Origin of the sequence: Azospirillum sp. A23, assembly GCF_042938965.1 — a bacterium.
Classification (GTDB): Bacteria; Pseudomonadota; Alphaproteobacteria; order Azospirillales; family Azospirillaceae; genus Azospirillum; species Azospirillum melinis.
This window is the reverse complement of record NZ_CP170667.1, coordinates 1,287,168-1,311,849: the sequence shown is the minus strand read 5'-3', so window position 1 is coordinate 1,311,849 and position 24,682 is coordinate 1,287,168. Positions and strand designations below refer to the sequence as shown.

The following is a 24,682-nucleotide window of genomic DNA, read 5'->3' as shown; positions in this document are numbered from 1 at the left end:
GTGCCGCCGGACGGGTGGTGGCGCCAGGACCATTGGAGTGGACCTAGCGGCCGAGTGTGGCGAAAATGCGCATGTCCGGGGACAAAGCGGTTCCCAATCCTATGAAGGTCGGTAACGCGATGGCGAATGACAAGCGCTCAGATGGACAAACCGTTCCGGAGACGCCGCCGGATCTGCCGTCCGACTTGCCGGTGGCGCTGGGACGGACACCCACGCTGGAGCAGTACGACATCCGCATTGCGCGCGACGGCACCTGGTTCCACAATGGCGATCCCATCCGCCGGATCGAATTGGCGAAGCTGTTCTCCACCGTCCTGAAGCGCGACGACGACGACGATTACTGGCTGATCACGCCTGTCGAGCGCGGCCGGATCGTCGTGGACGACGCCCCTTTCGTCGCGGTGGAGATGACCGTGGCGGGCAGCGGGGCCGATCAGGTCCTGTCGTTCCGTACCAACCTCGATCATTGGGTGGAGGCCGGCCCCGAACATCCGATCCGCGTCGCCGTTAACCCTGAAACCGGGGAGCCGGCACCCTACATCGAAATCAGAAGCCGGCTTGAGGCGCTGATCCTGCGGCCCGTGTTCTACGACATGGTGGAGCGCAGCGAGACGCGCCAAACCGAAACCGGCGAGTCCGAGGTGGGTCTATGGAGCAACAAGGTCTTCTTCACGCTGGGCAGGCTGCCTGGCGACTGAGCCTGGAGGAAGTCCGCCGGCGCTTGCCGGCGATGAGCACCGATGCGGCGGTGGAGAGTGTCGTCCGGTCGAACCGGACGGCGCCGAAGCACGCCGCCAAGATCCGGGGCGACCACGACCTCAATCCGGAAATGGGGCCGCCCTCCACCCTGCGCGAGGCGGCGGTGCTGGTCCCGCTGGTCGACCGGCCGGAGGAGTTGACCGTCATCTTCACCCAGCGCACCGCGACGCTGAGCGCCCATGCCGGCCAGATCAGCTTCCCCGGCGGCCGGATGGAGCCGGAGGACGGCACGCCGGAGGAAACCGCGCTGCGCGAAACGGCGGAGGAGATCGGGCTGGAGCGCGGCCGGATCGAGATCGTCGGCCGGCTGGATACCTATGTCACGCGCACCGGATTCCGGGTGACGCCGGTGGTGGGGGTGGTGACGCCGCCCTTCATCCTGACGCCCGACCCGACCGAGGTGGCGGAGGTGTTCGAGGTGCCGCTGTCCTTCATCCTCGACCCGTCGAACCCGCAACGCCACAGCCGCGAGTTCCTGGGCAAGCCGCGCTGGTTCTACGCCTTCCCCTACCCGCAGCGTTACATCTGGGGGGCGACCGCCGGCATGCTGGTGAACCTGCGCGACGTGCTGGGTGCCGCCGCCCGCGAAACGGGGAAGGGGGCGGACTGACGGTGCCAGAACCGACGGTCCCGAACCCGACGGCGGTGGAATGGGGACCGGGAATCGGATAGCGTCGCGCGCCATGACCGTTGCCGCACGCCTGTCGCCCCAACCCTGGATGACCGCCCCCGAAAGCCTCGCGCTGTTCGCTGCCCTGGCATCGGGCGGCGCCGACGCGCGATTCGTCGGGGGCTGCGTGCGCGATGCGTGGCTCGGCCGGCCGGTGAAGGACATCGACATCGCCACCCATGCGCCGCCCGAGCGGGTCATGGAACTGCTGGAGGCGGCGGGGATCCGCGTCATCCCGACCGGCCTCGCGCATGGCACCGTCACCGCGCTGTGCGGCGGCAAGCCCTATGAGATCACCACGCTGCGGCGCGACGTGGAGACTTTCGGCCGCCATGCCCGTGTCGAATTCACCGACGACTGGATCGAGGACGCCGCTCGCCGCGACCTCACCATGAACGCGCTGAGCTGCACGCCCGATGGGGCGATGTTCGACCCGTTCGGCGGTCTGGCCGACCTCGCCGCCGGACATGTGCGCTTCGTCGGCGAAGCCCGCCGGCGGATCGAGGAGGATGTGCTGCGCCTGTTGCGCTTCTTCCGCTTCCATGCCCATTACGGCCGCGGCGAGCCGGATGCCGAGGCGATGGCCGCCTGTCGCGACTTGGCGCCGCGCCTGCCGACCTTGTCGGGCGAGCGGGTGCGGGGGGAACTGTTCCGCCTGCTGACCGCTCCCTGCGCCGCCTCGATCTGGCGGTTGATGATGGGGCAGGGGATCATGGTCCATCTGCTGCCGGAGGCGATGGACACCGACCGGCTGGATCGGTTGATCGCGGTGGAACGCGATCTCGGCCTGACGCCCGACCCCACCCGCCGGCTGGCCGCCGTGCTGGACAGCGACCGGCCGGGCGCGCTCAGGGCTGCCGACGCTCTGCGCCTGTCCAACCACGAACGGGACCGCCTGCTGGCCCTGGTCGAGCCGCCGGTCGCGGTGGCGCCGTCGGACGACCGCAAGGCCCTGCGTCAGGCGCTGTATCGCGTCGGCGACGCGGAACTGTTCGGTGACCTGCTGCTGATCGCCGCCGCAATCCATGACGGTCCGCTGGATCTGGGCGCGTTGCGCAAGGCCCTGTCGGTGGCCGACGACCTGCCGGGCTTGAAACTGCCGATCGCCGGTCGCGACCTGCTGGAGCTTGGCATTCCGCGCGGCCCGCTGGTCGGCGGAACGCTGAAGCGTGTCGAGGCCTGGTGGATCGCCGGGGATTTCCAGCCGGACCGCGACGCCTGCCTCGAAATGGCGCGTCGCCTTCTCGATCAGGCATCCGGCCGTTCGGCGTAACGGCGGCAATGCTCCAGATAGGCCGCTTCGTGACCGACGATCAGGTCGACAATGCTGGACCACAGCCAGGACGGAGCATCAAGGCTCTTGGTCCGGTTGCGCGCCAATTCGCCGCGCCATGACTTGCGCGTCGCCTCGTCCATCTGACGGGCATGCGCCTTGCCGACCACGGCGGCCAGATAGAAGGCGACGCGGGTCGCTTCCTCGCGCGTCAGATGATCGAAGTCGAGCTTGATGTCCTGCGGCAGCAGCTCGCGCAGGAAGACGGCGCGGTCGAGCAGGCGGGCAGGGCGCATGCGGTCGCCGAGATAGGGTGAAAGATTCTGTGCGCCGGTCACCACGCGTTCCGCATTGTCGCGCGGCATGCCGTTCTTGGCTGCACGCGGTGCTGCGGCCTGGACCGCCTCCTTGATGTCGATCAGGCTGAGGCCGCCCTCGTCGTAATGGCCCTCGCCGACGCCGAGAAGCACCGCGATCCGCAGCCGGCCGAGCGAACTGCAACCCTTCACCCAATAGGCCGCATCCAGAAGCTCGATCCGGTCGTTGTCGTCGCGGGAGTGTAGGGCGGTCACCAGGCGGCGGACCTGATCCTTGGCGAACAGATCCTCGACGGCGGCGCGCTCCTCGTCGGTCAGCGGCCAGAACCGCTTGCCGAGCGGGATGGTCGGCCGGATGTCCTTGATGCGGTCCTTGGCAAGATGCTTCCAGGTGCGGCCGATGGCCTGACGCATGCCGACGCGGACGACCGACGGCCTCTTCCTCACCGTATCGCCGCCCAGTTCGCCGTCGAGGGTCATCATGTAGCCCTCGATCATCCGCTCCAGCATCAGCGCCGTGGTGACGCCGGGCAGGTCGGAACCGCGCGCCGCGGTGGCGAGCGACAGGCCGAGCCTGATCAGGTCATGGGCGGGGTTGCCGACAACCGTCTGATCGACATCGCGAATCTGAATGCCGATCCGGCCCTTGGCATTGGCGACCGGCCCGAGGTTGCCAACATGGCAGTCGCCGCAGATCCAGACCGGCGGACCGTCTGGGACCTTGCCGCTGGACTTCTCCAGCCATTCGTAGAATTTCACGGTGCTGCCGCGCACATAGGCGTGAGCGGATTCGGCCATCTTGAGATTTCGGCGCTGGGACAGGACCGCTTGGCGCTGATCGGGCGGGGTGGGCTGGTTAATCGACGACATCATCCATCCGGATCCGAAGTTGCGAGGCCGGAAATGGGCAACGCATCGGTCATCCGCCATGCCGCAACCGGTCAACCCACAACGACCCAGCCATGCATGCTTACGGGGCATGTTCTTGGGAACCGCCGGCGATCAAGCTGATTTCTTCTCAACTTCCTCGGACTGTCAGAAGGGGCAGTGTGCTTCTGCACGACTTCGAGATGATTTGCATAAGTTTTTTCGGAACTATCGGCTTAACCAAGTAGCCATTGGCACCGATCTTCAACGATGCCATGACAATGTTCTGCTCGGAATGGGCAGTAAGCATTACAATCGGGGTTTCCTTTTTCCCAGGCAAAGGCACGTATCCGTCCCTTACAGCTTTCGTAAATTGGAGCCCGCTCATTCCTTTCATCACCACATCGCAGATAACCACGTTGATCTGGTTGGAGAACAGGCACGCCAATGCAGTCTCCCCGCTGTATTCCTGATAAACCTCTGATATCCCATGGGCATTCAGGATTTTTCTTACCAGATCCGCAGTGAATTTGTTGTCGTCGACAACCAAAACGGAAAGCAGTTTGTGATCGATCAGCTTGGACAGCTCTTCCATTTTGACCTGCGTGGGGGATTGGGAAAATGCCGAGAGAGCAGGTCGTTGGATATGAAGTTCAGACACTCACAGACAATTGGGAAATACTCTTATATACCACGAGTGTTCCCATCGATGAATTTTGAATATTTTCCAGGTTTGGCTTATAGGCGCTTCACGGAAACCGCAGCCAAACACAGGAACTTTGCAGACACCTGTCTGGCAGGTTGCGCTTCGGAATAGAAGCTACCGGTCGGCACACCAAAAACACATAAGTTAGGTTATGGAAAATAATACCGCCACTGTCCGCTTCGGCCTTGCGAATTCGAAAGCAAGAATCGGATAGCCCGAACCGGACCGGTTTCGCGACTTTCGGGCCATTCACCGCATGGGAGAATGGCAATGAAACAGCTGGACGGAAAGATTGCAATCGTCACGGGCGCCAGTTCCGGGATCGGGCGCGAGGCGGCGCTGCTGTTCGCGGAACACGGCGCAAAACTCGTTCTGGTGGCCCGGCGGCGTGACGAACTGGAACAGCTGGCGGACGAGATTCGGAGCATTGGCGGCGATGCCGTCGCCGTGGCCGGCACTGTCGCGGATGCCGACGTCGCACGCTCTGCGGTCGAAACCGCCATCCGCCGGTTCGGCGGACTGGACGTCGCTTTCAACAATGCGGGCACCACCGGCGCGCAGGTTCCGCTTCCCGATATGACGGCGGAGATGTGGCACGAGGTGATCGATACCAACCTGACCAGCGCCTTCCATGCCGCCAAGCACCAGATTCCGGCGATGCTCTCCCGCGGCGGCGGATCGCTGATCTTCACCTCGACCTTCGTCGGCCATACCGTCGGCTTTCCCGGAATGGCCGCCTATGCGGCCAGCAAGGCCGGATTGATCGGCCTGATGCGGGTGATCGCGGCGGAATACGGACCGCAGGGCATCCGCGCCAACGCCTTGCTGCCGGGCGGCACAGATACGCCGATGGGACGGGCCGTGTCGAGCACGCCGGAGGCGCTGGCCTTCGTCCAGGGGCTTCACGCCCTGAAACGCCTTGCGACGCCACGGGAGATCGCACAGTCGGCGCTCTATCTGGCGTCGGACACGTCCAGTTTCACCACCGGAACCGCGCTGCTGGTGGACGGCGGCGTTTCGATCACTCGGACGTGATCAACCACACATGAACGGGCAGGGCCGCACGCCATTCACCGTCGTCCGGCCCTGCCCTGTTCCTCCGGCCCTACTCCGCCGCCTGCGGCCGCAGCGGCTGGACCACATCGCCCTTGAGATTCATCGCCTTGGCCAACGCATCGATGCGGCGCTGCACCGCTTCGCCGGACGGGACGCTGCCGTCGTCGGGCAGGGTCAGCACGATGCGGCCATCGCCGACCTTCAGGCTCGTGCGCTCCAGCAAGGCCGTGGCGCCGCCCGACAGCGTATGGGCAAGGCGCAGAGCCAGACCCAGCACCAGCGCCTTCATGCCCTGCCCTTCGCTCACCAGCGTCCGCACCGGTGCGGTCAGCGGCACGTCGATGGTGCCGGCATAGCGGGCATGGGCGGCAAGCGCGAGGAAGGCACGCTCGTCGTGGTCCAGCGCCGGGAACGGATAACGCAGCACGCGCAGGAAGGCATGTTCCGCCCGGTAGTCGGGATGGTCGGCCCAGCCGACGTCGCTCAACAGGCAGGCGGCATGGCGCAGCCGGATGGCGTTGTCGTCCTCGCCGGCGAAAAGCCCGGCGGTCCAGGACATCAGCAAGGCCGGATCGCCCATCCGCACGAAGCGTCGCGCCCAATCGGCGGCCGACGCCATCAGCGGATCCTCGCGCTGCCCCTCCGGCGAGAGCAGAGAATAGAGATGCCCCTCGCGCAGGCCGTAGGCGGAGAAGACCAGCTTCGACGGCTGGGCGATGCGCAGCAGCCGTTCCAGCACCAGCCCGGCCAGAGGCAGCGTGTCGAGCCGTCGGCGCGATCCCGCCATCTTCTCCAGCGACGAACGGCTCTGCCGGCCGATCAGGCCGGTAAACTCCCGCGCGTCGGCGGACTGGATGGTGTAATGGTGGATGATGTGCAGCGGGTGGCCGGACTGTTCCATATGCAGCTTGGCAATGGCGCGCCAGCTGCCGCCGACCGGGTAGAAGGGCCGCCCCTTCATCGCCGGCAGCCAGGGCAGCGATTCCAGATGCTGGTCGATCAGCTTGGCCGGGCCGCCCTTGGTCGAGCCGACCTCCATCAGCCGCAGCGGGCCGAGCGGCAGAGTCACCTGCCTGCCGATCACGCCGCGGTCGAGCGGGACCAGTTCCAGACTGCCGCCACCGAGATCGCCGACGAGACCGTCCGCGCCGGGGGTGCCCGACAGCACGCCCATGGCCGACAGCCGCGCCTCCTCCTCGCCACTGATGACGCGGACGGTCAGGCCGGCCCGGCGTCGGATGGCATCGACGAAGGCGGCGCCGTCTCGGGCATCGCGCACGGCGGCGGTGGCGATCACGTCGAGCCGGCCGACGCGCATACCCTGGGCCAGCGTCGCGAATCGTTCCAACGCCGCCAGCCCCTGGGCGACGCCGTCGGGGTTCAGCACGCCGGCCTTCTCCACGCCGCGCCCGAGACCGCACAGCACCTTCTCGTTGAACAGGGCAAGCGGCGAGCGGGTCAGCCCATCGTAGACGACGAGACGGATGGAGTTCGACCCGATGTCGATCACACCCACCCGGTCTCCAACGCGCTCCCCGGCGGTCGCAACGCCTGAAGCGCTGCCGACCGCCTGCCCCAGCTCGCCGAAATTGGCGGCGGCGCGTTTCTCAATGTTCATACTCTCGCTCCCGTCACCCGCCCTCAGGACACCGTATGCAGCATCAGCCGCGGCGGCGTGCGCTTATTGCTGAGCGCGCTGCCCCGGCCGGACAGGCTGGGGTTGGTCATGAAGTAATTATGGGCACTGAACGCATCGGGGCCAGCCTTGATGCGATGGTACACGCCATCGGGCCCCAGCTTCCAGGTGCTTGCATCGTCCTTCATGTTGGCGACCATGATCTGGTCGAGCACCTGTTCGTGCACCGTCGGATTCTCGATGGGCACCAGCGTCTCGATGCGGCGGTCCAGATTGCGGGTCATCCAGTCGGCGGAGGAGATGAAGATCTTGGCCTGATTGCTCGGCATGGGGTGGCCGTTGCCGAAGCAGATGACGCGGCCATGTTCCAGGAAGCGGCCGACGATGCTGCGCACCCGGATGTTCTCAGACAGTCCCTTCACCCCCGGACGCAGACAGCAGATGCCGCGGATGATCATGTCGATCTGAACGCCGGCCTGCGAGGCCTTGTACAGCTTGTCGATGATGACCGGATCGACCAGGGAGTTCAGCTTCACCCAGATCGACGCCGGACGGCCGGCGACGGCATGGGCGATTTCCGCCTCGATCAGGTCCGACAGGCGCTGGCGCAGCGTGATCGGCGCGATGGCGATCTTCTCCAGCACCTTCGGCGTGGCGTATCCGGTCATGAAGTTGAACATGACCGCGGCGTCGTGGCACAGCGCCGGATCGCAGGTGAAGAAGGACAGGTCGGTGTAGACCTTCGCGGTGATCGGGTGGTAGTTGCCGGTGCCGAAATGGACGTAGCTGCGCAGCGCCTTCTTCTCTCGCCGCACCACCAGCGACACCTTGGCGTGGGTCTTCAGATCGACGAAGCCGTAGACCACCTGGGCGCCGGCGCGTTCCAGATCGCGCGCCCAGCGGATGTTCGCCTCCTCGTCGAAGCGGGCCTTCAGCTCGACCAGAGCCGTGACCGACTTGCCGGCCTCTGCCGCCTCGATCAGCGCGGCGACGATCGGGCTGTCCTTGCTGGTGCGGTAGAGCGTCTGCTTGATGGCGACCACCTGCGGGTCGCGCGCCGCCTGCCGGATGAACTGCACCACCACGTCGAACGACTCGTACGGGTGGTGGACGACGATGTCCTTGTGGCGGATCGCCGCGAAGCAGTCGCCGCCGAAATCGCGGATCCGTTCCGGGAAACGGGCGTTGAAGGGGCGGAAGACCAGATCGGGCCGCTCGTCGACGATCAGCAGCTTGGTGTCGGTCAGGCCGATCAGCCCGTCGAGGATGAAGACATCGTCCGACGCGACGTTAAGCTCATGCCGCAGGAACTCACGCAGGTCGGCGGCCATGCCGCTGTCGGTGGCGAGCCGGATGACGCTGCCGCGGCGGCGGCGCTTCAGCGCGCTTTCGAAGGTGCGGACCAGATCTTCCGCCTCTTCCTCGATTTCGATTTCGCTGTCGCGCAGCACGCGGAAGACGCCGTGCGCCTTGACCTGGAACGGAGGGAACAGGCGGTCGATGAACTGCATCACCACCTTTTCCAGCTGGATGAAGCGGATGTCCGAACCCGGCAGGCGCAGGAACCGCTCAAGCTGCGTCGGCAGCGGCACCAGCGCATCGATGTGCCGGCCCTTGACCGGGTCATGCAGTTGGAGCGCCAGCGAGAATCCCAGATTCGGCAGGAAGGGGAAGGGGTGGGCCGGATCGACGGCGATGGGCGTCAGGATCGGGAAGATATCGTCCAGGAACTTGGCTTCCAGCCAGTCCAGTTCGCCTTCGCTGAGGTCGGCCGGATCGACGACCGAGATGCCGGCGCCACGCAGTTCACCCTTCAGCGAACGCCACGTGGCCTGCTGGCTCTCCATCAGGGCGGCGATGCGCTGCTTCACCGCGACCAGCTGCTGGGCCGGCGTCAGATTCTCAGGGCTGGGCGTCTTCACGCCGGCGGCCACCTGCCCTTTCAGGCCGGCGACGCGGACCATGTAGAATTCATCGAGGTTGCTGGCGGAGATCGACAGGAAGCGCAGCCGTTCCAGAAGCGGGTGATTCGGGTTGGCCGCTTCGTCCAGGACGCGCTGGTTGAAGGCCAGCCATGAAAGCTCCCGATTGATGAAGCGTTCCGGGGCGTTTGGCTCGATACCGACCGAATCGAGTTCCTGGAGATGCGTCACGTCGACCTCTGAAATCGTGAAATCCCGAACGCCGGCGCTTGGCTTTGAACCATGCCGACGACGGTTATATGGTGGGCAGACAGAGTATCCCATATGCGTTACGGTTTCAGGACTCCCATTTGGTTAAACACTGCGACCTCTTCCCACCTCGCCGATCCCGCCGCCTGCCCCCTCGCCCCTCCCCTGCCGGCCGATTTCCGCCATGAAGACGCTGTTCCTGCTGCGCCATGCCAAATCCTCCTGGGACGATCCGTCGCTGGGCGACCATGACCGCCCGTTGAACGCCCGCGGAGAGAAGGCGGCCACCCTGGTCGGCGCCTATCTGGCCAAGCATCACGCGCACATCGACCTCGTGCTCTGTTCGACCGCCGTGCGGGCCGTGGAAACGCGCAAGCGGGTGATGACGGCGATGGGTACGCCCTATCCGCCGGTGGAGCATGAACGCGGCCTGTATCTGTGCGGCGCCCATACACTGCTGGAAAGGCTGCGCGACGCTCCCGATTCCGCGACCGGCCTGATGCTGGTGGCGCACAATCCCGACCTTCACGAATTGGCGAACGCCCTGACCGGCAGCGGCGACCATGGCCTCCGCCACGATCTGGCCGACAAGTTCCCGACCGGCGCCTGCGCCGTTCTGGTCTTCGAGACGCTGCATTGGGCCGACCTGGAGATGGGCGCCGGCCGGCTGGCGGATTTTGTGCAGCCGCGTAAACTCTCTTAACCTGCGGCGGCGGTTGGAGTATCCACGGATCCACCTGATACGCTCCAGGCCAGTTCGGCCGCAAGGCCGTGCCCCGGCCGGATTCGGGAGGAAGCCGCCCCTTGACCCCCGTCAGCCCACCCACGGCACCGCCCAGCAGCCCGCAGCCCGGACCCGACGCGCAGCCGGCGGCATCGACGTTCCGCGAGGTGGAGTTGAAGCTGCATGCGGCGACGGCGGATCTGGCGCGGGTGGCTGCGCTGCCGGGGCTGCTGGCGATTGCCGACGGCCCGGCGGCGACACAAAGGCTGCGAACCGCCTATTTCGACACGCCCGACTTCAAGCTCGCCGCCAACGGGGTGGCGTTGCGCGTGCGGCAGGAGGGCGACCGCTTCGTTCAGACCCTGAAGACCGTCAACAGCGCCAGCCCCGGCGATTCGGCCGCCGTTGCCGTGCGGCGGGAATGGGAGTGGGTCGTCGCCGGCGAGGCGGTCGATGTCGGCGTGCTGACGGATCCCAGCGTCGCCGGGCTGGTGCCGTCGGCGGCGCTCGATGCGCTGGACTGCCTGTTCATCACCGATTTCCGGCGCACCACCCTGCTGCTGCGCCCCGATCCGCTGACCGCGGTCGAGCTGGCCGTCGATGACGGAGGCGTCTATGCCGGTGGCAACTCCCTGCCGATCAGCGAAGTGGAGCTGGAGCTGAAGGCCGGCAAGGTCGCCAGCCTGTTCGATCTGGCGCTGATGCTTCAGGCCGCCATCCCCATGCGCATCGGCACCGAAAGCAAGGCGGAGGCAGGTCTGCGGATGGTCACCGGCAGGGCGCCGGGACCGGTGGAGGCCGAACCGCTCGGCCTGTCGCCGCTGACCACGGTCGCCGAGGCCTATCGCCATATCCTGCGTCAGGCACTGCGCCAGTTCCTGGCCAACGAGTCCTGCGCGCTGGCCGGCGGCGACGTGGAGGGGCTGCACCGCATGCGCGTGGCGCTTCGCCGGCTGCGCACCGCCCATCGCCTCTTCGCTCCGCTGATCGCCGCGCCGGAAGCCGACCGGCTGATCGAGGAAAGCCGGGGGCTCGCCAAGCGGCTGGGACCGGCGCGCGGCTGGGACGTGCTGATGTCCGGCGTCCTCGTTCCTCTCCTTGCCGACCCGAAGGCAGCCCCGGGCATCGACCGGACGGCATTGGAGCGGCTGGAGTCGCTGGCCCGCTCCGCCGGGGCCGGTCCGGCACGAGAAGCGATGGCGGCGATTCTGGCGCCCGGCTGCACCACCACGGTCCTCGGCCTCGCCGCGTGGCTGGAGCATGGCCGCTGGATGTCGGAGGCGGACAGCGACCGGCGGGCCGTGCTGTCGGCGCCGGTCACCACGCTTGCCGGCGGCTGGCTGACGGCGCGCATGGCGAAGCTCGGCAAGCCGGCGAAGCCGCCGGAGGATGCCAAGGGGCGCGACAAGCTGCGCCGGCGGATGCGCACGCTGCGGTATACAGCCGATTTCTTCCGGGGACTTTATCCGGAGGCGGCCACCCTGCCCTTCTTCGCGGCGCTGGAACAGTTGCAGGCGGCACTGGACGCCGATCAGGACGCCGTCACCAGCGCCCGTATGCTCGCATCGCTGACCGGCGCCGACCCGAAGACGGTCGGCGCGGTGGCCGCCTGGATCGAGCGCCAATCCGAAAAGCGGCGCAAGGCGCTGCCCGAGCTGTGGAAGCGGTTCCGGGCCGTTCCGCCCTTCTGGTCATGACCGACCCGCGCGGGGCGCCGGTGGCAATGCCGCGCTTGGCGCATATATCATCAGCCGACCGGCGGCGGGGGCCATTTCCTCTGGGCCATTTCCTCTGCCGGCCGATTTTCGTCATGCGTCGCGGCGCCTTGCCGCTTTCCATCCGGAAAAGCTTCGGGTAAAAGAACACTCCATGAACAAGTACATCAGCGTCCGCGGCGCGCGGGAACATAACCTGAAGAACGTCGATGTGGATCTGCCGCGCGACGAGCTGATCGTCATCACCGGCCTGTCGGGATCGGGCAAGTCGTCGCTCGCCTTCGACACGATCTATGCCGAGGGGCAGCGGCGCTATGTGGAGAGTCTGTCGGCCTACGCGCGCCAGTTCCTTGAGCTGATGCAGAAGCCGGACGTCGATTCCATCGAGGGTCTGTCGCCGGCCATCTCCATCGAACAGAAGACGACCTCCAAGAATCCGCGCTCCACCGTCGGCACGGTGACGGAGATCTACGACTACATGCGCCTGCTCTGGGCGCGCGTCGGCATCCCCTATTCGCCGGCCACCGGCCTGCCCATCGAAAGCCAGACGGTCAGCCAGATGGTCGACCGCATCATGGCAATGCCGGAGGGCACCCGCCTGCTGCTGCTGGCACCCTTCGTCCGTGGGCGGAAGGGCGAGTACAAGAAGGAAATCCAGGACCTGCGCAAGCGCGGCTTCCAGCGCGTGCGGGTCGACGGCACCATGTACGAGATCGACGAGGTGCCGGCGCTCAACAAGAAGTTGAAGCACGACATCGAGGTGGTGGTCGACCGCATCGTGGTCCGCGAGGGGCTGGGCAACCGTCTGGCCGATTCGCTGGAGACCGCGCTGGGGCTGGCCGACGGCATCGTCTGGGTCGAGAATGCCGAGACCAACGAGCAGACCGTCTTCTCGCAGAAATTCGCCTGCCCGGTCAGCGGCTTCACCATTCCGGAGATTGAGCCGCGGCTGTTCTCCTTCAACAACCCGTTCGGCGCCTGCCCGGCCTGCGACGGCTTGGGCAGCAAGATCTATTTCGACCCGATGCTGGTGGTCCCGGACGAGCGGCTGCCGCTGTCGAAGGGCGCCATCGCGCCGTGGGCGGGTTCGACCTCCAAATATTACGACCAGACGCTCGAGAGCATCTGCGAGCATTTCGATGCGTCGATGACGACGCCCTGGCAGGATCTGCCGGAGAAGGTGCGCAAGACCATCCTCTTCGGCTCGGACGGGTCTGCCATCACCATGACCTACGACGACGGCCTGCGGCGCTACCAGACCAACAAGGCGTTCGAGGGCATCGTCAACAATCTGGAGCGGCGTTTCCGGGAAACCGACAGCGCCTGGACGCGCGACGAGCTGTCGAAGTACCAGTCCTCCCAGCCCTGCGAGGTCTGCAAGGGCGCCCGCCTGAAACCGGAGGCGCTTGCGGTCAAGATCCGCGGCCGCAACATCTCCGAGGCGGCAGAGCTGTCCATCGCCGGCGCCGGTGCATGGTTCAGCGAACTGAACGAGCATCTCCGCCCGAAGGACCGCGAGATCGCCTACCGCATCCTCAAGGAGATCAACGAGCGCCTCGGTTTCCTCAACGCCGTCGGCCTCGAATACCTGACGCTCAGTCGCGGATCCGGTACGCTCTCGGGCGGCGAGAGCCAGCGGATCAGGCTCGCCTCGCAGATCGGCTCCGGCCTGACCGGCGTGCTGTATGTGCTGGACGAGCCGTCGATCGGACTGCACCAGCGCGACAACGACCGGCTGCTGGAAACCCTGAAGCGCCTGCGCGACATCGGCAACACCGTCGTCGTCGTCGAGCATGACGAGGATGCGATCCGCAGCGCCGACTATCTGATCGATATGGGTCCCGGCGCCGGCCAGCATGGCGGTTCGGTCATCGCGCAGGGGACGCCGGAGGAGGTTCAGAAGAACCCCGACAGCATCACCGCCCAGTATCTGAACGGCACCCGCTTCGTTCCCGTGCCCGACACCCGCCGGCCCGGCCATCCCGGCCAGTTCCTGGAGGTGCAGGGCGCACGCGCCAACAATCTGCAGAATGTCTCGACCAGGATCCCGCTGGGCACCTTCACCTGCGTGACCGGTGTGTCGGGCGGCGGCAAGTCCACGCTGATCATCGAGACGCTGTACAAGGCGGTCGCGCGCAAGCTGATGGGTGCCCGCGAGCATCCGGCCGAACATGACGCGGTTCTGGGCCTGGAGCATCTGGACAAGGTCATCGACATCGACCAGTCGCCGATCGGCCGCACCCCGCGCTCCAACCCGGCGACCTACACCGGCGCCTTCACGCCGATGCGCGACTGGTTCGCCGGCCTGCCGGAGGCGAAGGCGCGCGGTTACGGTCCGGGCCGCTTCTCCTTCAATGTCAAGGGCGGGCGCTGCGAGGCCTGCCAGGGCGACGGCGTCATCAAGATCGAGATGCACTTCCTGCCCGACGTCTATGTCACCTGCGACGTCTGCCACGGCAAGCGCTACAACCGCGAGACGCTGGAAGTCACCTACCGCGACAAGACCATCGCCGACGTGCTGGACATGACGGTCGAGGAGGGCAAGGAGTTCTTCAAGGCGGTTCCCGGCATCCGCGACAAGCTGGACACGCTGGAACGCGTCGGCCTCGGCTACATCCACATCGGACAGGCGGCGACCACCCTGTCGGGCGGCGAGGCACAGCGCGTCAAGCTGTCCAAGGAACTGAGCCGCCGCGCCACCGGCCGCACGCTATACATCCTCGACGAACCGACCACCGGCCTGCATTTCGCCGACGTCGAAAAGCTGATGGAGGTGCTGCACGCGCTGGTCGACCAGGGCAACACGGTTCTGGTGATCGAACACAATCTGGAGGTCATCAAGACTGCCGACTGGATCATCGACCTGGGGCCGGAGGGCGGCACCGGCGGCGGCGAGATCGTCGCCGAAGGCACGCCGGAGGATGTCGCCAAGGTGGAATGCAGCTACACCGGCCGCTATCTCGCCCCCTACCTAAAGGCGAAGCCGGTGGTGCGGAAATCGGCAACCCGAAAGAGGGCGTGAACAAACGCAAGCTGCGCTTTGTTCTTCCAGGCAGAATTCGCACTGCATGGGAGACGAGAGGCATGAGCAAGACGCTTCTGACCGGTATGGGGGCCGCCCTTGGTGCGGCCCTGCTGCTGGCGGCCTGCGGGTCCGACAAATCCACCACCAGCACGACGACCACGACGACCACCACCCCCAGCTACGGTTCGACCACCGTGACGCCGGCCCCGACCGGTTCCACCACCGTCGAACGCAGCACGACGACGAAGAGCGAGTGAGCCACTGCTTGGTTGACGCCCCAGGCTCAATGCTCTGCTTGGATCGATGTTCTGACTGACTCTTGATCGACTTGCAGCCGGCCTTCTCCGCGAAGGCCGGCTGATCTGTGTCTGGCGGCGACCGTTTGAGGACTGTCGTTTTGGGAGCAGAAAGCCTAGATTGCGCGCCAATCGTCCGCAGTCTTCTGTTTGGAAATAGCCTCTATGACCGACTCCCTTCGCCCCGTCCATGTCATCGGCGGCGGTCTCGCCGGCTCGGAAGCCGCGTGGCAGCTCGCCTCCCGCGGTGTGCCCGTCGTGCTGCACGAGATGCGGCCGGTCCGCAAGACCGAGGCCCATGATACCGACAAGCTGGCGGAATTGGTCTGTTCCAACTCCTTCCGGTCGGACGATGCCGAATACAATGCGGTCGGGCTGCTGCATGAGGAGATGCGGCGCTGCGGCTCGCTGATCTTGCGCTGCGCCGACGCGCACAAGGTGCCGGCCGGCGGCGCGCTCGCCATGGACCGCGACGGTTTCGCCGATGCGGTGACGGAGGCGGTCACCACCCATCCGCTGATCACCATCCAGCGCGAGGAGGTCGCCGGCCTGCCGCCGGAGGAGTGGGACAGCGTCATCGTCGCCACCGGCCCCCTCACCTCCCCCGCCCTGGCCGAGGCGGTGCGCGTCCAGACCGGCGAGGAGTCGCTGGCCTTCTTCGACGCCATCGCCCCCATCGTCTATCTGGAGAGCGTCGACCTGTCGAAGGCGTGGTTCCAGTCGCGCTACGACAAGCCCGGTCCCGGCGGCACCGGCAAGGACTACATCAACTGCGCCTTCGAGAAGGACGAGTACCGCGCCTTCATCGCCGCTCTGATCGAGGGCGAGAAGCTCAACTTCAAGGAGTGGGAGAAGAGCACCCCCTACTTCGAAGGCTGCCTGCCGATCGAGGTTATGGCGGAACGCGGCGTCGACACTCTGCGCTACGGTCCGATGAAGCCGGTCGGCCTGACCAATCCGCACAAGCCGGAACGCCGCCCCTATGCGGTGGTCCAACTGCGCCAGGACAACGCGCTGGGCACGCTGTACAACCTCGTCGGCTTCCAGACCAAGCTGCGCCATGCCGAACAGGCCCGCATCTTCCGCATGATCCCCGGCCTGGAGAATGCCGAGTTCGCCCGGCTGGGCGGTATGCATCGCAACACCTTCCTGAACAGCCCGCGCATCCTGGACGGCGCCCTGCGGCTGAAGTCGCTGCCCCGCCTGCGCTTCGCCGGTCAGGTCACGGGTTGCGAAGGCTATGTGGAGAGCGCGGCCGTCGGCCTGCTCGCCGGCCGTTTCGCCGCCGCGGAGCGTCTGGGGCAGGAGATCAGTGCGCCCCCGGTGACCACGGCGCTCGGTGCCATCCTCGGCCACATCACCGGCGGGGCGGAGGCGGAAACCTACCAGCCGATGAACGTCAATTTCGGCCTGTTCCCGCCGGTGGATGACAAGATCCGCGGCCGCGAGCGCAAGCTGGCCTACACCCGCCGGGCGATGGCCGATCTTGACGGCTGGCTGAAGGGCTGAGCGACGGGTATCCAGCGGCGGGTATCTGCGGGTTTCCGTGCAGCGCGGGCGTCAGTAGCGCCCGCGCATCGCCGCCCAGCCCAGCCGAAGCTGACGGAACGGATTGGCCAACAGGACGCGCGGAGCGAACACGTCGTTGCCCTCGCGCGCGATCACGCCCAGATGCAGGTCGGCCAGCGTCGCCGGCAGCAGCGCCGGGATCGCCGCCTTCGTCATGTCGCGGCGCAGGGCGCGGGCGTCGGCGAGATGTTTGCGCGCCACATCGGCGATCTCGCCAACCACCGGCCGCAATTGAGGCGTAGAGCGTCCGGCGAACAGCTCCTCGCTGTTGGCGCCGTGGCGCTGCATCAGGTCGTCCGGCAGGCGCAGACGGTGCTGACGAGCCAGGAACGGAACCGCCCGCAGGATACCGGACAAGGCATAGGCGATGCCGACATGACGCGCGGCCGCCATCGCCGCCGCGTCCCGCACCCCCAGAATCTCCAGAGCCAGTTGGACCAGCGGCGCCCCGGTGACCTCGGCATAGTTGACGAGACAGGTCAGGTCGGCCGGCGGCGTGTCGTCCAGATCGGCTTCCCGAGCATCGATCAGACGGTCGAACAGGGACCGGCTCAACGCCAGCCCGCGCGCCGCCTGCGCCAGAGGCTCCATCACCTCATGCCGGGGTACGGGTCCATCCTCATAGACGGCTTCGATGCCGTCGCGCCAGAATTGAAGTCTCATCTGGCCAAGGATCGGTTCACTGACCACCTCGCGCGTTTTCGCGATCTCAAGGTTGAAAGCATAGAGCGCGAACGTTGCCTCGCGCCTGTCGGCGGGGGTGAACAGACCTGCCAGAAAGTGGTCGTTGTCATATTTCCGAACCTCCCGTCCGCAATAGGACAGGTCGGTCGCAGCCTTCACCATGGGATGCCCGATTGGAAAAAGAGGGGAGGAGCGATGGAAGGACGGGCCAAAGCCTGTTGCTACGCCTATATGAAGCACACACGGTCGCACCGCCAGCCCCGACGCGCAGCAGGCAGGGATCCCATGACGGATTTCAACATCGCCCCGACGAAACCCCGCAAGACCGGTCCGGTCGCACGCAAGGACGAATCGGGAGAGAATTTTCCCGTCGCGTCCCGCCTGATACCGAAGCATCTGCGTCCGCATGTGATCGCCTTCTACCGCTTCGTGCGTCTGGCCGACGACATCGCCGACGATGCGGATCTCGAACCGGAGACCAAGCTGGCCTATCTGGAGGCGCTGGAACGGGCGCTGACCTCGGGCCAGGCCAAGCATGCCTATCTGAAGCCGGCCACCGATCTGCGGGAGAGCCTGCAGAAGACCGGCGTCAGCGACCGCCATGCCCGCCAGATCCTGCGCGCCTTCCGCCGCGATTCGGTCGGCGCCCGCTGCCATAGCTGGAGCGACCTGCTTCTCTACTGCCGCTTCTCGGCCAATCCGGTGGGCCGCTACCTGCTGGAGCTGCATGGCGAGGGTGTGGCCGCCGGACCGGCGTCCGACGCGCTTTGCTCCGCCTTGCAGGTGTTGAACCATCTCCAGGACGCGCGGGAGGACTGGACGCAGCTCGGACGCTGCTACATCCCGCTGGCCTGGTTCGACGAGGCCGGAATCAGCGTCGAGCGCCTTGTGGAGGTCGAGAGCGACGCCCGCATGCGCGCCATCTTCGATCAGGCGCTCGAACATACCGACCGCCTGCTGGAACGCGCCGCCGCCCTGCCCGGCCTGATCCAGCATCGCGGCTTGCGGATGGAGGCGGCGGTGATCCTCAGCCTCGCCGAATCGCTGTCGCGGCGCCTGAAGTCCCGCGACCCGATGAAGACCCGGGTGACGCTGGGTGCGCATCACAAGCTGGCCGCCGTGGCGCGGGGGCTGGCGCGGAGCTTCTCCGCCGCATAAACTCCTGGGCCACACGTCGCGACGTGCACCGTCAGGCACGTCACGACGTGCAATGCCCAGGATGTTACAGATGACCCCTCCGCCGCTGGAGACGGCCCCGCTGGAACCGGTATCCACGACGTCGCCGGACAAAACCGCGCCGGACAGGACGGCACCCGATACGGCGACCTCCGTCACCGCCAAGTCCGGCAGCACCTTCTATTGGCCGATGCGTCTGCTGCCCGCCTCCAAGCGCGCGGCGATGTTCGCCATCTATGCCTTCTGCCGCCGGATCGACGACATTGCCGACGAACCGGGCGAGCCCGCCGACAAGCGGGCTGCCCTCGACGTCTGGCGCCGCGACATCCGCGACCTTTATGTCGGCGGTGCCCCCGGCGGCCCGCTGACCGCTGCGCTGAAAGGCGCCATCGAGCGCTACGGACTGCCACGGGCGGAGTTTGAGGCGCTGATCGACGGCATGGCGATGGATGTCGCCGGCGAGGAGGCCGGCGGCATGCAGGCACCAGATCTCGACACCTTGCGGCTCTATTGCCGTCGCGTCGCCGGTGCCGTCGGCATGCTGGCGATCCGTGTCTTCGATCGTGCCGACCCGGCCACGGAGCGCTTCGCCCTGGCGCTGGGCGAGGCCCTGCAACTGACCAACATCCTGCGCGATCTGGCTGAGGATGCGGAATTGCGCCGGCTGTATCTGCCGCGCGAGCTGCTGCGGACCGCCGGCATCGACGCCACCGACCCGGACGAGGTGTTGGCCAACCCCGCCCTGCCCAAAGCCTGTGAGGCGTTGGCCGATCTTGCGGAAGCCCGCTTCGCCGAAGCACGTTCCGCCATCGCCGGGCAGGCGCGCGGATCGCTGTGGGCGGCGACCGCCATGATGGTGCTGTACCACCGCCTGCTGAAGCGCCTCCGCGCCGCCGGCTGGCGCGACCTGAAGGCCCGCGTCCGTGTCGGCCGGCGGGAAAGCGCCTGGGTGGCGGTGCGCTGCATGCTCGGCATCCCTCCGGCCGGCTGATGAGCGGCACCGGAACCGTCCATGTCATCGGCGCCGGGCTCGCCGGGCTGGCTGCCGCCGTCAGGCTGGTGGAGGCGGGGCAGCGTGTCGCGCTCTACGATCAGGCTCCGCAGGCCGGCGGCCGCTGCCGAAGCTTCCATGACGCGACGCTCGGCCGGCTGATCGACAACGGCAACCATATGGTGCTCAGCGGCAACCGGGCACTGCTCGACTATGCCCGACGGACCGGCGGAGCCGATGCGCTGGAGGAGCTGCGGCCGGCGGTCTTTCCCTTCCTCGATCTGCGCGACGGTGCTGCCTGGACCCTCCGTCCCGGTGGGCTATGGCTGTTCGACCCGGCCCGGCGGGTGCCGGGCAGCCGGCCGCTCGACTATCTCGCCGCCCTGCGCTGCCTGACGGCCAGTCGGAAGCACTCCGTCGCCGACCGCCTCCCCCCCGGTGGAGCGCTGTTCGAGCCCCTCTGGCGCCCTCTGGCGGTGTCCGCGCTGAACGGGCCGATGGAGCGCATCTCGGCCCGCCTGTTCGGCGCGGTGCTGCGCGAGACGCTGCTGTGCGGCGAGGCAGCCTGCCGGCCGGTGCTGGCGCCATACGGCCTGTCCGCCGCCTTCGTCGAACCGGCCCTGGCACGGCTGCGGGCAGCCGGTGCGGCGCTGCATCTCGGCGCCCGGGTCGATGGGTTGACCTTCGATCAGGACCGCGTGACCGGATTTGCCGCCGCCGGCAGCGCCTTGACGCTCGGCCCGCTCGACAGCGTGATCGTCGCTGCGCCGGCCTGGGTGGCGGAACGGCTGGTGCCGGGGCTGACCGTGCCGCCACCGGGGCCGGCCATCGTCAATCTGCATTTCCAGCTCGACGGGCCGGTGCGGCTGCCGGGCGGCCTGCCCTTTGTCGGGCTGGTCGGCGGAACCGCGGAATGGCTGTTCGCCCGCGACGACCTGCTGTCGGTCACCGTCAGCGACGCGGATGCGCTGGCCGATCTTCCGGCCGAGGAGATCGCCGGCCGCCTGTGGGCGGAGATCGCCCCCCACCTGCTCCCGGCACCGCGACTCGGGGGCCCGATTCCGCCCGTCCGCGTGGTGAAGGAGCGGCGGGCGACCCCCGACCAGTCTCCCGAATCGGTGAGGCGCCGGCCGGGGACGCGCACGCGCTGGAGCAACCTGACGCTGGCCGGCGACTGGACGGAAACGGGACTTCCCGCCACCTTGGAGGCCGCCGTGCGCTCGGGAAACCGGGCGGCGGTGGCCACTTTGTCGAATGGAAATAACCCTATACGACGTTCAAGAGTGTTTCCGGCCTTCACAAGCTTCCGTCATCGGCCTATTTGGACGGACGGAGGTGCCGTGCCCGCAAGGCACGGCCCGGAAGGACAATCAAATAAGAGAGGGTAAATCAAATGGCGTTCGAACTTCCGCCGCTTCCGTATGCGTACGACGCTCTGGCTCCGTACATCTCGTCGGAGACCCTGCACCTGCATCATGACAAGCACCACCAGACCTATGTCACCAACCTGAACAACCTGACCAAGGACACCCCGCTGGCCGACGCCAGCCTGGAGGAGGTCATCAAGGCCTCTGCCGGCGATTCGTCCAAGGTCGGCATCTTCAACAACGCCGCCCAGGTGTGGAACCACACCTTCTTCTGGCAGTGCCTGAAGAAGGACGGCGGCAAGATGCCGGCCGCCCTGGAGCAGCGCATCGTCGCCGACTTCGGCAGCGTCGAGAAGTTCAAGGAAGAGCTGACCCAGGCCGCCCTGACCCAGTTCGGCTCGGGCTGGGCCTGGCTGTATCTGGACGGCGACAAGCTGAAGGTCGGCAAGACCGGCAACGCCGACACCCCGCTGGCGCACGGCCAGAAGCCGCTCTTCACCATCGACGTGTGGGAGCATGCCTATTACGTCGATTTCCAGAACCGCCGCGCCGATTTCGTGAAGGCGGTCATCGACAATCTCGCCAACTGGGACTTCGCCGCCGAGCAGCTGGCTGCGTAACGTTTCCTGTCGAGGTATGAAAAAGCAAAGGCGCCCTTTCGGGCGCCTTTGTCGTTTCCGGTGAGGGTATTCGGATTTATACCGGCAGCATCGCCGCAGCCACCCGCCGACCTTCGGCCAACAGGACATTGTAGGTCCGGCACACCGCACGGCTGTCCATCAGTTCCACCACGATGCCCTGCTCGCGCAGGGCCAAGCGCAGGGCCTTCGGAATCATCCGCATGGTGCCACCGGTGCCGAGCAGCAGAATCTCCACCTTCGGCTCCGCCGCCAACACCGGCCCAAAATCTTCCACCGACAGGGAGGCGACGTCGGTCGCCTCCCACACCAGGGTGCGGTCCGGCAGGACGATCACCGCGCCGACACGCCACTGGCCGGAAATGCAGAACTGTCCCGGACCGTAGCCGTCGATGACCTGACGGTCCGACGGGATCATCGGCATAATGTCGGCCATGCTGCCCTCTCCTTCCCCAAACGTCCGGCGTTACGGCGTGGTCGCCGGGGTGTTGCCCGCCGAAGCGGCATCGGGAGAACCGCGCCGCAGGCGATTCTCGCCGAGGAACAGCAAGATGGGGGCGGCAATGAACACCGACGAGCTGGTCGCAAGGATGACGCCGAAGATCAGCACGATGCCGAAGTCCTGCAGCGCCTCGCCGCCGAACAGCGCCAGCGGAATGATCGACAGCAGCGTGCAGACCGAGGTGCCGACGGTACGGTTCAGCGTCTCGTTGATCGACATGTCGATCAGGTCGCGCAGCGGCATCTTCTTGTAGATGCGCAGATTCTCACGCATGCGGTCATAAACCACGACCTTGTCGTTCACCGAGTAGCCCATGACGGTCAGGATCGCCGCCACGGCCGTCAGATTGAACTGGATGTCGGTGATGGCATAGAATCCGACGATCTTGGTGATGTCGAGGATCAGCGTCACCACCGCGCCGAAGCCGAACTGCCATTCGAAGCGGAACCAGATGTAGACCAGCATCGCCAGCATGGCGAGGCCCAGCGCCAGCATGCCGTTGGCGAACAGCTCGCCGCTGACCGACGCGCCGACGGCTTCGACGCGGCGGACCTGAGTGCCGGGAATGGACTGCGCCAGCGTGTTGCGCACCTTGTCGGCTGCGACCTGCTGGGCGGCGTCGTCGCCGGGCTGCCGTTCGAGACGGATCAGCACGTCCTGCGGCGACCCGAACTCCTGCAACGCCACCTGCCCCATGCCGAGGCCGGACAGCGTATGGCGGAGCGAGGCGAAGTCGGCGGCCTGCGGCGTGCGGGCTTCGATGACGATGCCGCCACGGAAGTCGATGCCGTAATTCAGGCCGGGATGGAAGAACAGGACGACGGACGCGATTGACAGGATCGCCGACACGACGAGGCCGGCGATGCGGCCGTTCATGAAGGGGATCTTGGTGTTGTCGGGGACGAGGCGGAGATGGAACATCGGAAGACCTCTCTCAGACCGGCAACACGGCCGGACGCGTCCGGCGCAGCCACGTCACCATCATCAGGCGCACAAGCACCGTGGCGGTGAACATGGAGATGAGGATGCCGAAGGTGATGGTGACGGCGAAGCCCTTGATGGTGCCGGTGCCGAAGACGAACAGCAGCGCCATCTTGATGGCTGTCGTCAGGTTGCTGTCGACGATGGTGCTGTAGGCGCGGCTGAAGCCGGCTTCCATCGAGGCGAAGACCCCACGGCCCTTCTTCGTCTCCTCACGGATGCGCTCATTGATCAGGATGTTGGCGTCGACCGCCAGACCCAGCGACAGCAGCACGCCGGCGATGCCGGGCAGCGTCAGGGTGGCCTGCAACAGCGACAGCGCCGCGAGCGTCAGCACGAGGTTGATGAACAGCGCCGAGCAGGCGAAGGCGCCGAACAGCCCGTAGCAGGCGATCATGTAGATGCAGACCATCACGAAGCCGACGACGACGGCGGTCAGGCCGGCGCGGATGGAATCGGCACCCAGGTCGGGACCGACGGTCCGCTCCTCGATCACCTTCAGCGGGGCCGGCAGCGCGCCGGCACGCAGCAGGACGGCGAGGTCGTTGGCGTTGGCGGCGGTGAAGTTGCCGCTGATCTGACCGCGGCCGCCGGTGATCGGCTCGCGGATGACGGGGGCGCTGATGACCTTGTTGTCGAGCACGATGGCGAAGGGCCGGCCGACATTCTGCTTGGTCACCTCGGCGAACCGGTTGGCGCCGGCGGTGTTGAACTCGAAGTTCACCACCCATTCGCCGGTCTGCGGGTTGGTGCCGGCCGACGCGTTCTGCAGCGTGGCGCCGTCGACCTCGACCTTCTTGCGGATGACGTATTTGGACTGGTAGCGGTCGCCCTCGGTCGACGGCAGGATCTCGGACCCCGGAGGGGCGCGGCCGGTGGCGGGATCGGCGTTCACGTCGACCAAGCGGAAGGTCATCTTGGCGGTGGTGCCGAGCAGCCGCTTGATGCGGTCGGGATCCTCGACGCCGGGCAACTGGACCAGGATGCGGTCGTTGCCCTGGCGGGCGATGGTCGGCTCGTTCACGCCGGTCTCGTCGATGCGGCGGCGCACGATCTCGATCGACTGCTCGATGGCCTGGGTGGCGCGGTCGCGCAGGGCGACCTCGCTCAGCGCCACGGTCACCGTGCCGCCGTTGACGGTCACGTCGAGGTCCGGCTGACCGCCGCCCAGAGCCGTGCGGGCAACCGGGCTGGAGAGCTGGCGCAGGGCCTTCACGGCCTCCTCGGCCTGGGCCGGGTCGCGCAGCTGGACGGTCACGGCGCGCTCGCCGGCGTTCAGCGCGGTATAGCCGACATTGGCGGTGCGCAGCTGCTGCCGAGCGCCGTCCACCAGACCTTCCACGCGGTCGCGGATGACGGTGGCCATGTCGACTTCAAGCAACAGATGCGATCCGCCGCGCAGGTCGAGACCCAGCGACACCCGGGTGTTGGCGTACCAGGACGGCAGCGCCGCCAGCGTGTCGCGGCCCATGAAGTTGGGCAGCATCAGGATGAACCCGGCGATGCAGGTCGCCAGGATCAGGTAAATCTTCCAGCGCGAAAAATAGAGCATGCGTCAC

General features: G+C 66.7%; 21 protein-coding genes. 13 read left to right on the top strand and 8 right to left on the bottom strand.

Annotated features, from left to right (window positions below):
* The first annotated feature begins 119 nt into the window (after positions 1 to 119).
* From ABNQ40_RS23520 to ABNQ40_RS23510, 3 genes are all read left to right on the top strand, one after another.
* Entirely contained in the window at positions 120 to 698 is a 579-nt protein-coding gene (locus ABNQ40_RS23520) for a DUF1285 domain-containing protein (protein WP_109490952.1), read from the top strand.
* A gap of 32 nt (positions 699 to 730) precedes the next feature.
* Positions 731 to 1,369: a CoA pyrophosphatase gene (locus tag ABNQ40_RS23515; protein WP_109050075.1), complete on the top strand. Its 639-nt coding sequence runs from the start codon at positions 731 to 733 to the stop codon at positions 1,367 to 1,369.
* Positions 1,370 to 1,442: 73 nt separating this feature from the next.
* Positions 1,443 to 2,702 carry a CCA tRNA nucleotidyltransferase gene (locus tag ABNQ40_RS23510; protein WP_109050076.1) on the top strand — a complete coding sequence of 420 codons (1,260 nt, stop codon included), beginning with the start codon at positions 1,443 to 1,445 and terminating at the stop codon, positions 2,700 to 2,702.
* On the opposite strand, the gene ABNQ40_RS23505 is transcribed toward ABNQ40_RS23510, so the two are convergent.
* Both ABNQ40_RS23505 and ABNQ40_RS23500 read right to left on the bottom strand, forming a co-directional pair.
* The gene (locus tag ABNQ40_RS23505; RefSeq protein WP_199235537.1) at positions 2,678 to 3,889 is read right to left on the bottom strand and encodes a DUF2252 family protein; all 1,212 of its coding nucleotides are present in this window, start codon (positions 3,887 to 3,889) and stop codon (positions 2,678 to 2,680) included. The genes ABNQ40_RS23510 and ABNQ40_RS23505 overlap by 25 nt on opposite strands.
* Before the next feature lie 148 nt (positions 3,890 to 4,037).
* Positions 4,038 to 4,481 carry a response regulator gene (locus tag ABNQ40_RS23500; protein WP_109050078.1) on the bottom strand — a complete coding sequence of 148 codons (444 nt, stop codon included), beginning with the start codon at positions 4,479 to 4,481 and terminating at the stop codon, positions 4,038 to 4,040.
* A gap of 381 nt (positions 4,482 to 4,862) precedes the next feature.
* On the opposite strand from ABNQ40_RS23500, the gene ABNQ40_RS23495 reads away from it, so the two are divergent.
* Positions 4,863 to 5,627 (top strand): SDR family oxidoreductase, encoded by a 765-nt coding sequence (locus tag ABNQ40_RS23495; RefSeq protein WP_109050079.1) that lies wholly within the window; start codon positions 4,863 to 4,865, stop codon positions 5,625 to 5,627.
* A gap of 70 nt (positions 5,628 to 5,697) precedes the next feature.
* Here the strand turns inward: ABNQ40_RS23495 and ABNQ40_RS23490 are convergent, their stop codons facing one another.
* Together ABNQ40_RS23490 and ABNQ40_RS23485 are read right to left on the bottom strand one after the other, a co-directional pair.
* Positions 5,698 to 7,266 (bottom strand): Ppx/GppA family phosphatase, encoded by a 1,569-nt coding sequence (locus ABNQ40_RS23490; RefSeq protein ID WP_109050080.1) that lies wholly within the window; start codon positions 7,264 to 7,266, stop codon positions 5,698 to 5,700.
* A gap of 23 nt (positions 7,267 to 7,289) precedes the next feature.
* A complete protein-coding gene (locus ABNQ40_RS23485) occupies positions 7,290 to 9,437 on the bottom strand; it encodes an RNA degradosome polyphosphate kinase (protein WP_109050081.1) in 2,148 nt (715 codons plus the stop codon).
* A 202-nt stretch (positions 9,438 to 9,639) separates the two neighbouring features.
* Here ABNQ40_RS23485 and ABNQ40_RS23480 point away from each other — a divergent pair, with 202 nt between their 5' ends.
* The 5 genes from ABNQ40_RS23480 to trmFO all read left to right on the top strand — a co-directional run bounded on the left by ABNQ40_RS23480 (position 9,640) and on the right by trmFO (position 16,724).
* The gene (locus tag ABNQ40_RS23480; protein ID WP_109050082.1) at positions 9,640 to 10,158 is read left to right on the top strand and encodes a histidine phosphatase family protein; all 519 of its coding nucleotides are present in this window, start codon (positions 9,640 to 9,642) and stop codon (positions 10,156 to 10,158) included.
* Between the two features lie 101 nt (positions 10,159 to 10,259).
* Entirely contained in the window at positions 10,260 to 11,876 is a 1,617-nt protein-coding gene (locus ABNQ40_RS23475; RefSeq protein ID WP_109050083.1) for a CYTH and CHAD domain-containing protein, read from the top strand.
* A 172-nt stretch (positions 11,877 to 12,048) separates the two neighbouring features.
* Complete coding sequence (gene uvrA, locus ABNQ40_RS23470) at positions 12,049 to 14,916, top strand: excinuclease ABC subunit UvrA (protein WP_109050084.1); 2,868 nt, start codon at positions 12,049 to 12,051, stop codon at positions 14,914 to 14,916.
* 62 nt (positions 14,917 to 14,978) lie between these two features.
* On the top strand, positions 14,979 to 15,176 hold the full coding sequence (locus tag ABNQ40_RS23465; protein ID WP_098739838.1) for a hypothetical protein: 198 nt from the start codon (positions 14,979 to 14,981) through the stop codon (positions 15,174 to 15,176).
* Positions 15,177 to 15,380: 204 nt separating this feature from the next.
* Positions 15,381 to 16,724, top strand: a complete 1,344-nt coding sequence (trmFO, locus tag ABNQ40_RS23460; RefSeq protein ID WP_109050085.1) for a methylenetetrahydrofolate--tRNA-(uracil(54)-C(5))-methyltransferase (FADH(2)-oxidizing) TrmFO — start codon at positions 15,381 to 15,383, stop codon at positions 16,722 to 16,724.
* 51 nt (positions 16,725 to 16,775) lie between these two features.
* Here the strand turns inward: trmFO and ABNQ40_RS23455 are convergent, their stop codons facing one another.
* Positions 16,776 to 17,630: a phytoene/squalene synthase family protein gene (locus tag ABNQ40_RS23455; protein ID WP_109050086.1), complete on the bottom strand. Its 855-nt coding sequence runs from the start codon at positions 17,628 to 17,630 to the stop codon at positions 16,776 to 16,778.
* Positions 17,631 to 17,753: 123 nt separating this feature from the next.
* On the opposite strand from ABNQ40_RS23455, the gene ABNQ40_RS23450 reads away from it, so the two are divergent.
* The 4 genes from ABNQ40_RS23450 (at position 17,754) to ABNQ40_RS23435 (ending at position 21,622) form a co-directional block, all read left to right on the top strand.
* Positions 17,754 to 18,626: a squalene/phytoene synthase family protein gene (locus ABNQ40_RS23450; RefSeq protein ID WP_109050087.1), complete on the top strand. Its 873-nt coding sequence runs from the start codon at positions 17,754 to 17,756 to the stop codon at positions 18,624 to 18,626.
* A 70-nt stretch (positions 18,627 to 18,696) separates the two neighbouring features.
* On the top strand, positions 18,697 to 19,635 hold the full coding sequence (gene hpnD, locus ABNQ40_RS23445; protein WP_247879811.1) for a presqualene diphosphate synthase HpnD: 939 nt from the start codon (positions 18,697 to 18,699) through the stop codon (positions 19,633 to 19,635).
* Positions 19,635 to 21,023, top strand: a complete 1,389-nt coding sequence (gene hpnE / locus ABNQ40_RS23440) for a hydroxysqualene dehydroxylase HpnE (RefSeq protein WP_391349058.1) — start codon at positions 19,635 to 19,637, stop codon at positions 21,021 to 21,023. Before hpnD ends, hpnE begins: the two co-directional genes overlap by 1 nt.
* A 5-nt stretch (positions 21,024 to 21,028) precedes the next feature.
* Positions 21,029 to 21,622: a superoxide dismutase gene (locus ABNQ40_RS23435; RefSeq protein ID WP_109051575.1), complete on the top strand. Its 594-nt coding sequence runs from the start codon at positions 21,029 to 21,031 to the stop codon at positions 21,620 to 21,622.
* A gap of 76 nt (positions 21,623 to 21,698) precedes the next feature.
* Here the strand turns inward: ABNQ40_RS23435 and ABNQ40_RS23430 are convergent, their stop codons facing one another.
* The 3 genes from ABNQ40_RS23430 to secD are packed head-to-tail and all read right to left on the bottom strand — an operon-like array spanning position 21,699 to position 24,675.
* Positions 21,699 to 22,076 carry an Mth938-like domain-containing protein gene (locus tag ABNQ40_RS23430; protein WP_109051574.1) on the bottom strand — a complete coding sequence of 126 codons (378 nt, stop codon included), beginning with the start codon at positions 22,074 to 22,076 and terminating at the stop codon, positions 21,699 to 21,701.
* A 30-nt stretch (positions 22,077 to 22,106) separates the two neighbouring features.
* A complete protein-coding gene (secF, locus tag ABNQ40_RS23425) occupies positions 22,107 to 23,063 on the bottom strand; it encodes a protein translocase subunit SecF (RefSeq protein ID WP_109051573.1) in 957 nt (318 codons plus the stop codon).
* A 13-nt stretch (positions 23,064 to 23,076) separates the two neighbouring features.
* On the bottom strand, positions 23,077 to 24,675 hold the full coding sequence (gene secD / locus ABNQ40_RS23420; protein ID WP_109051572.1) for a protein translocase subunit SecD: 1,599 nt from the start codon (positions 24,673 to 24,675) through the stop codon (positions 23,077 to 23,079).
* Positions 24,676 to 24,682: the final 7 nt, after the last annotated feature.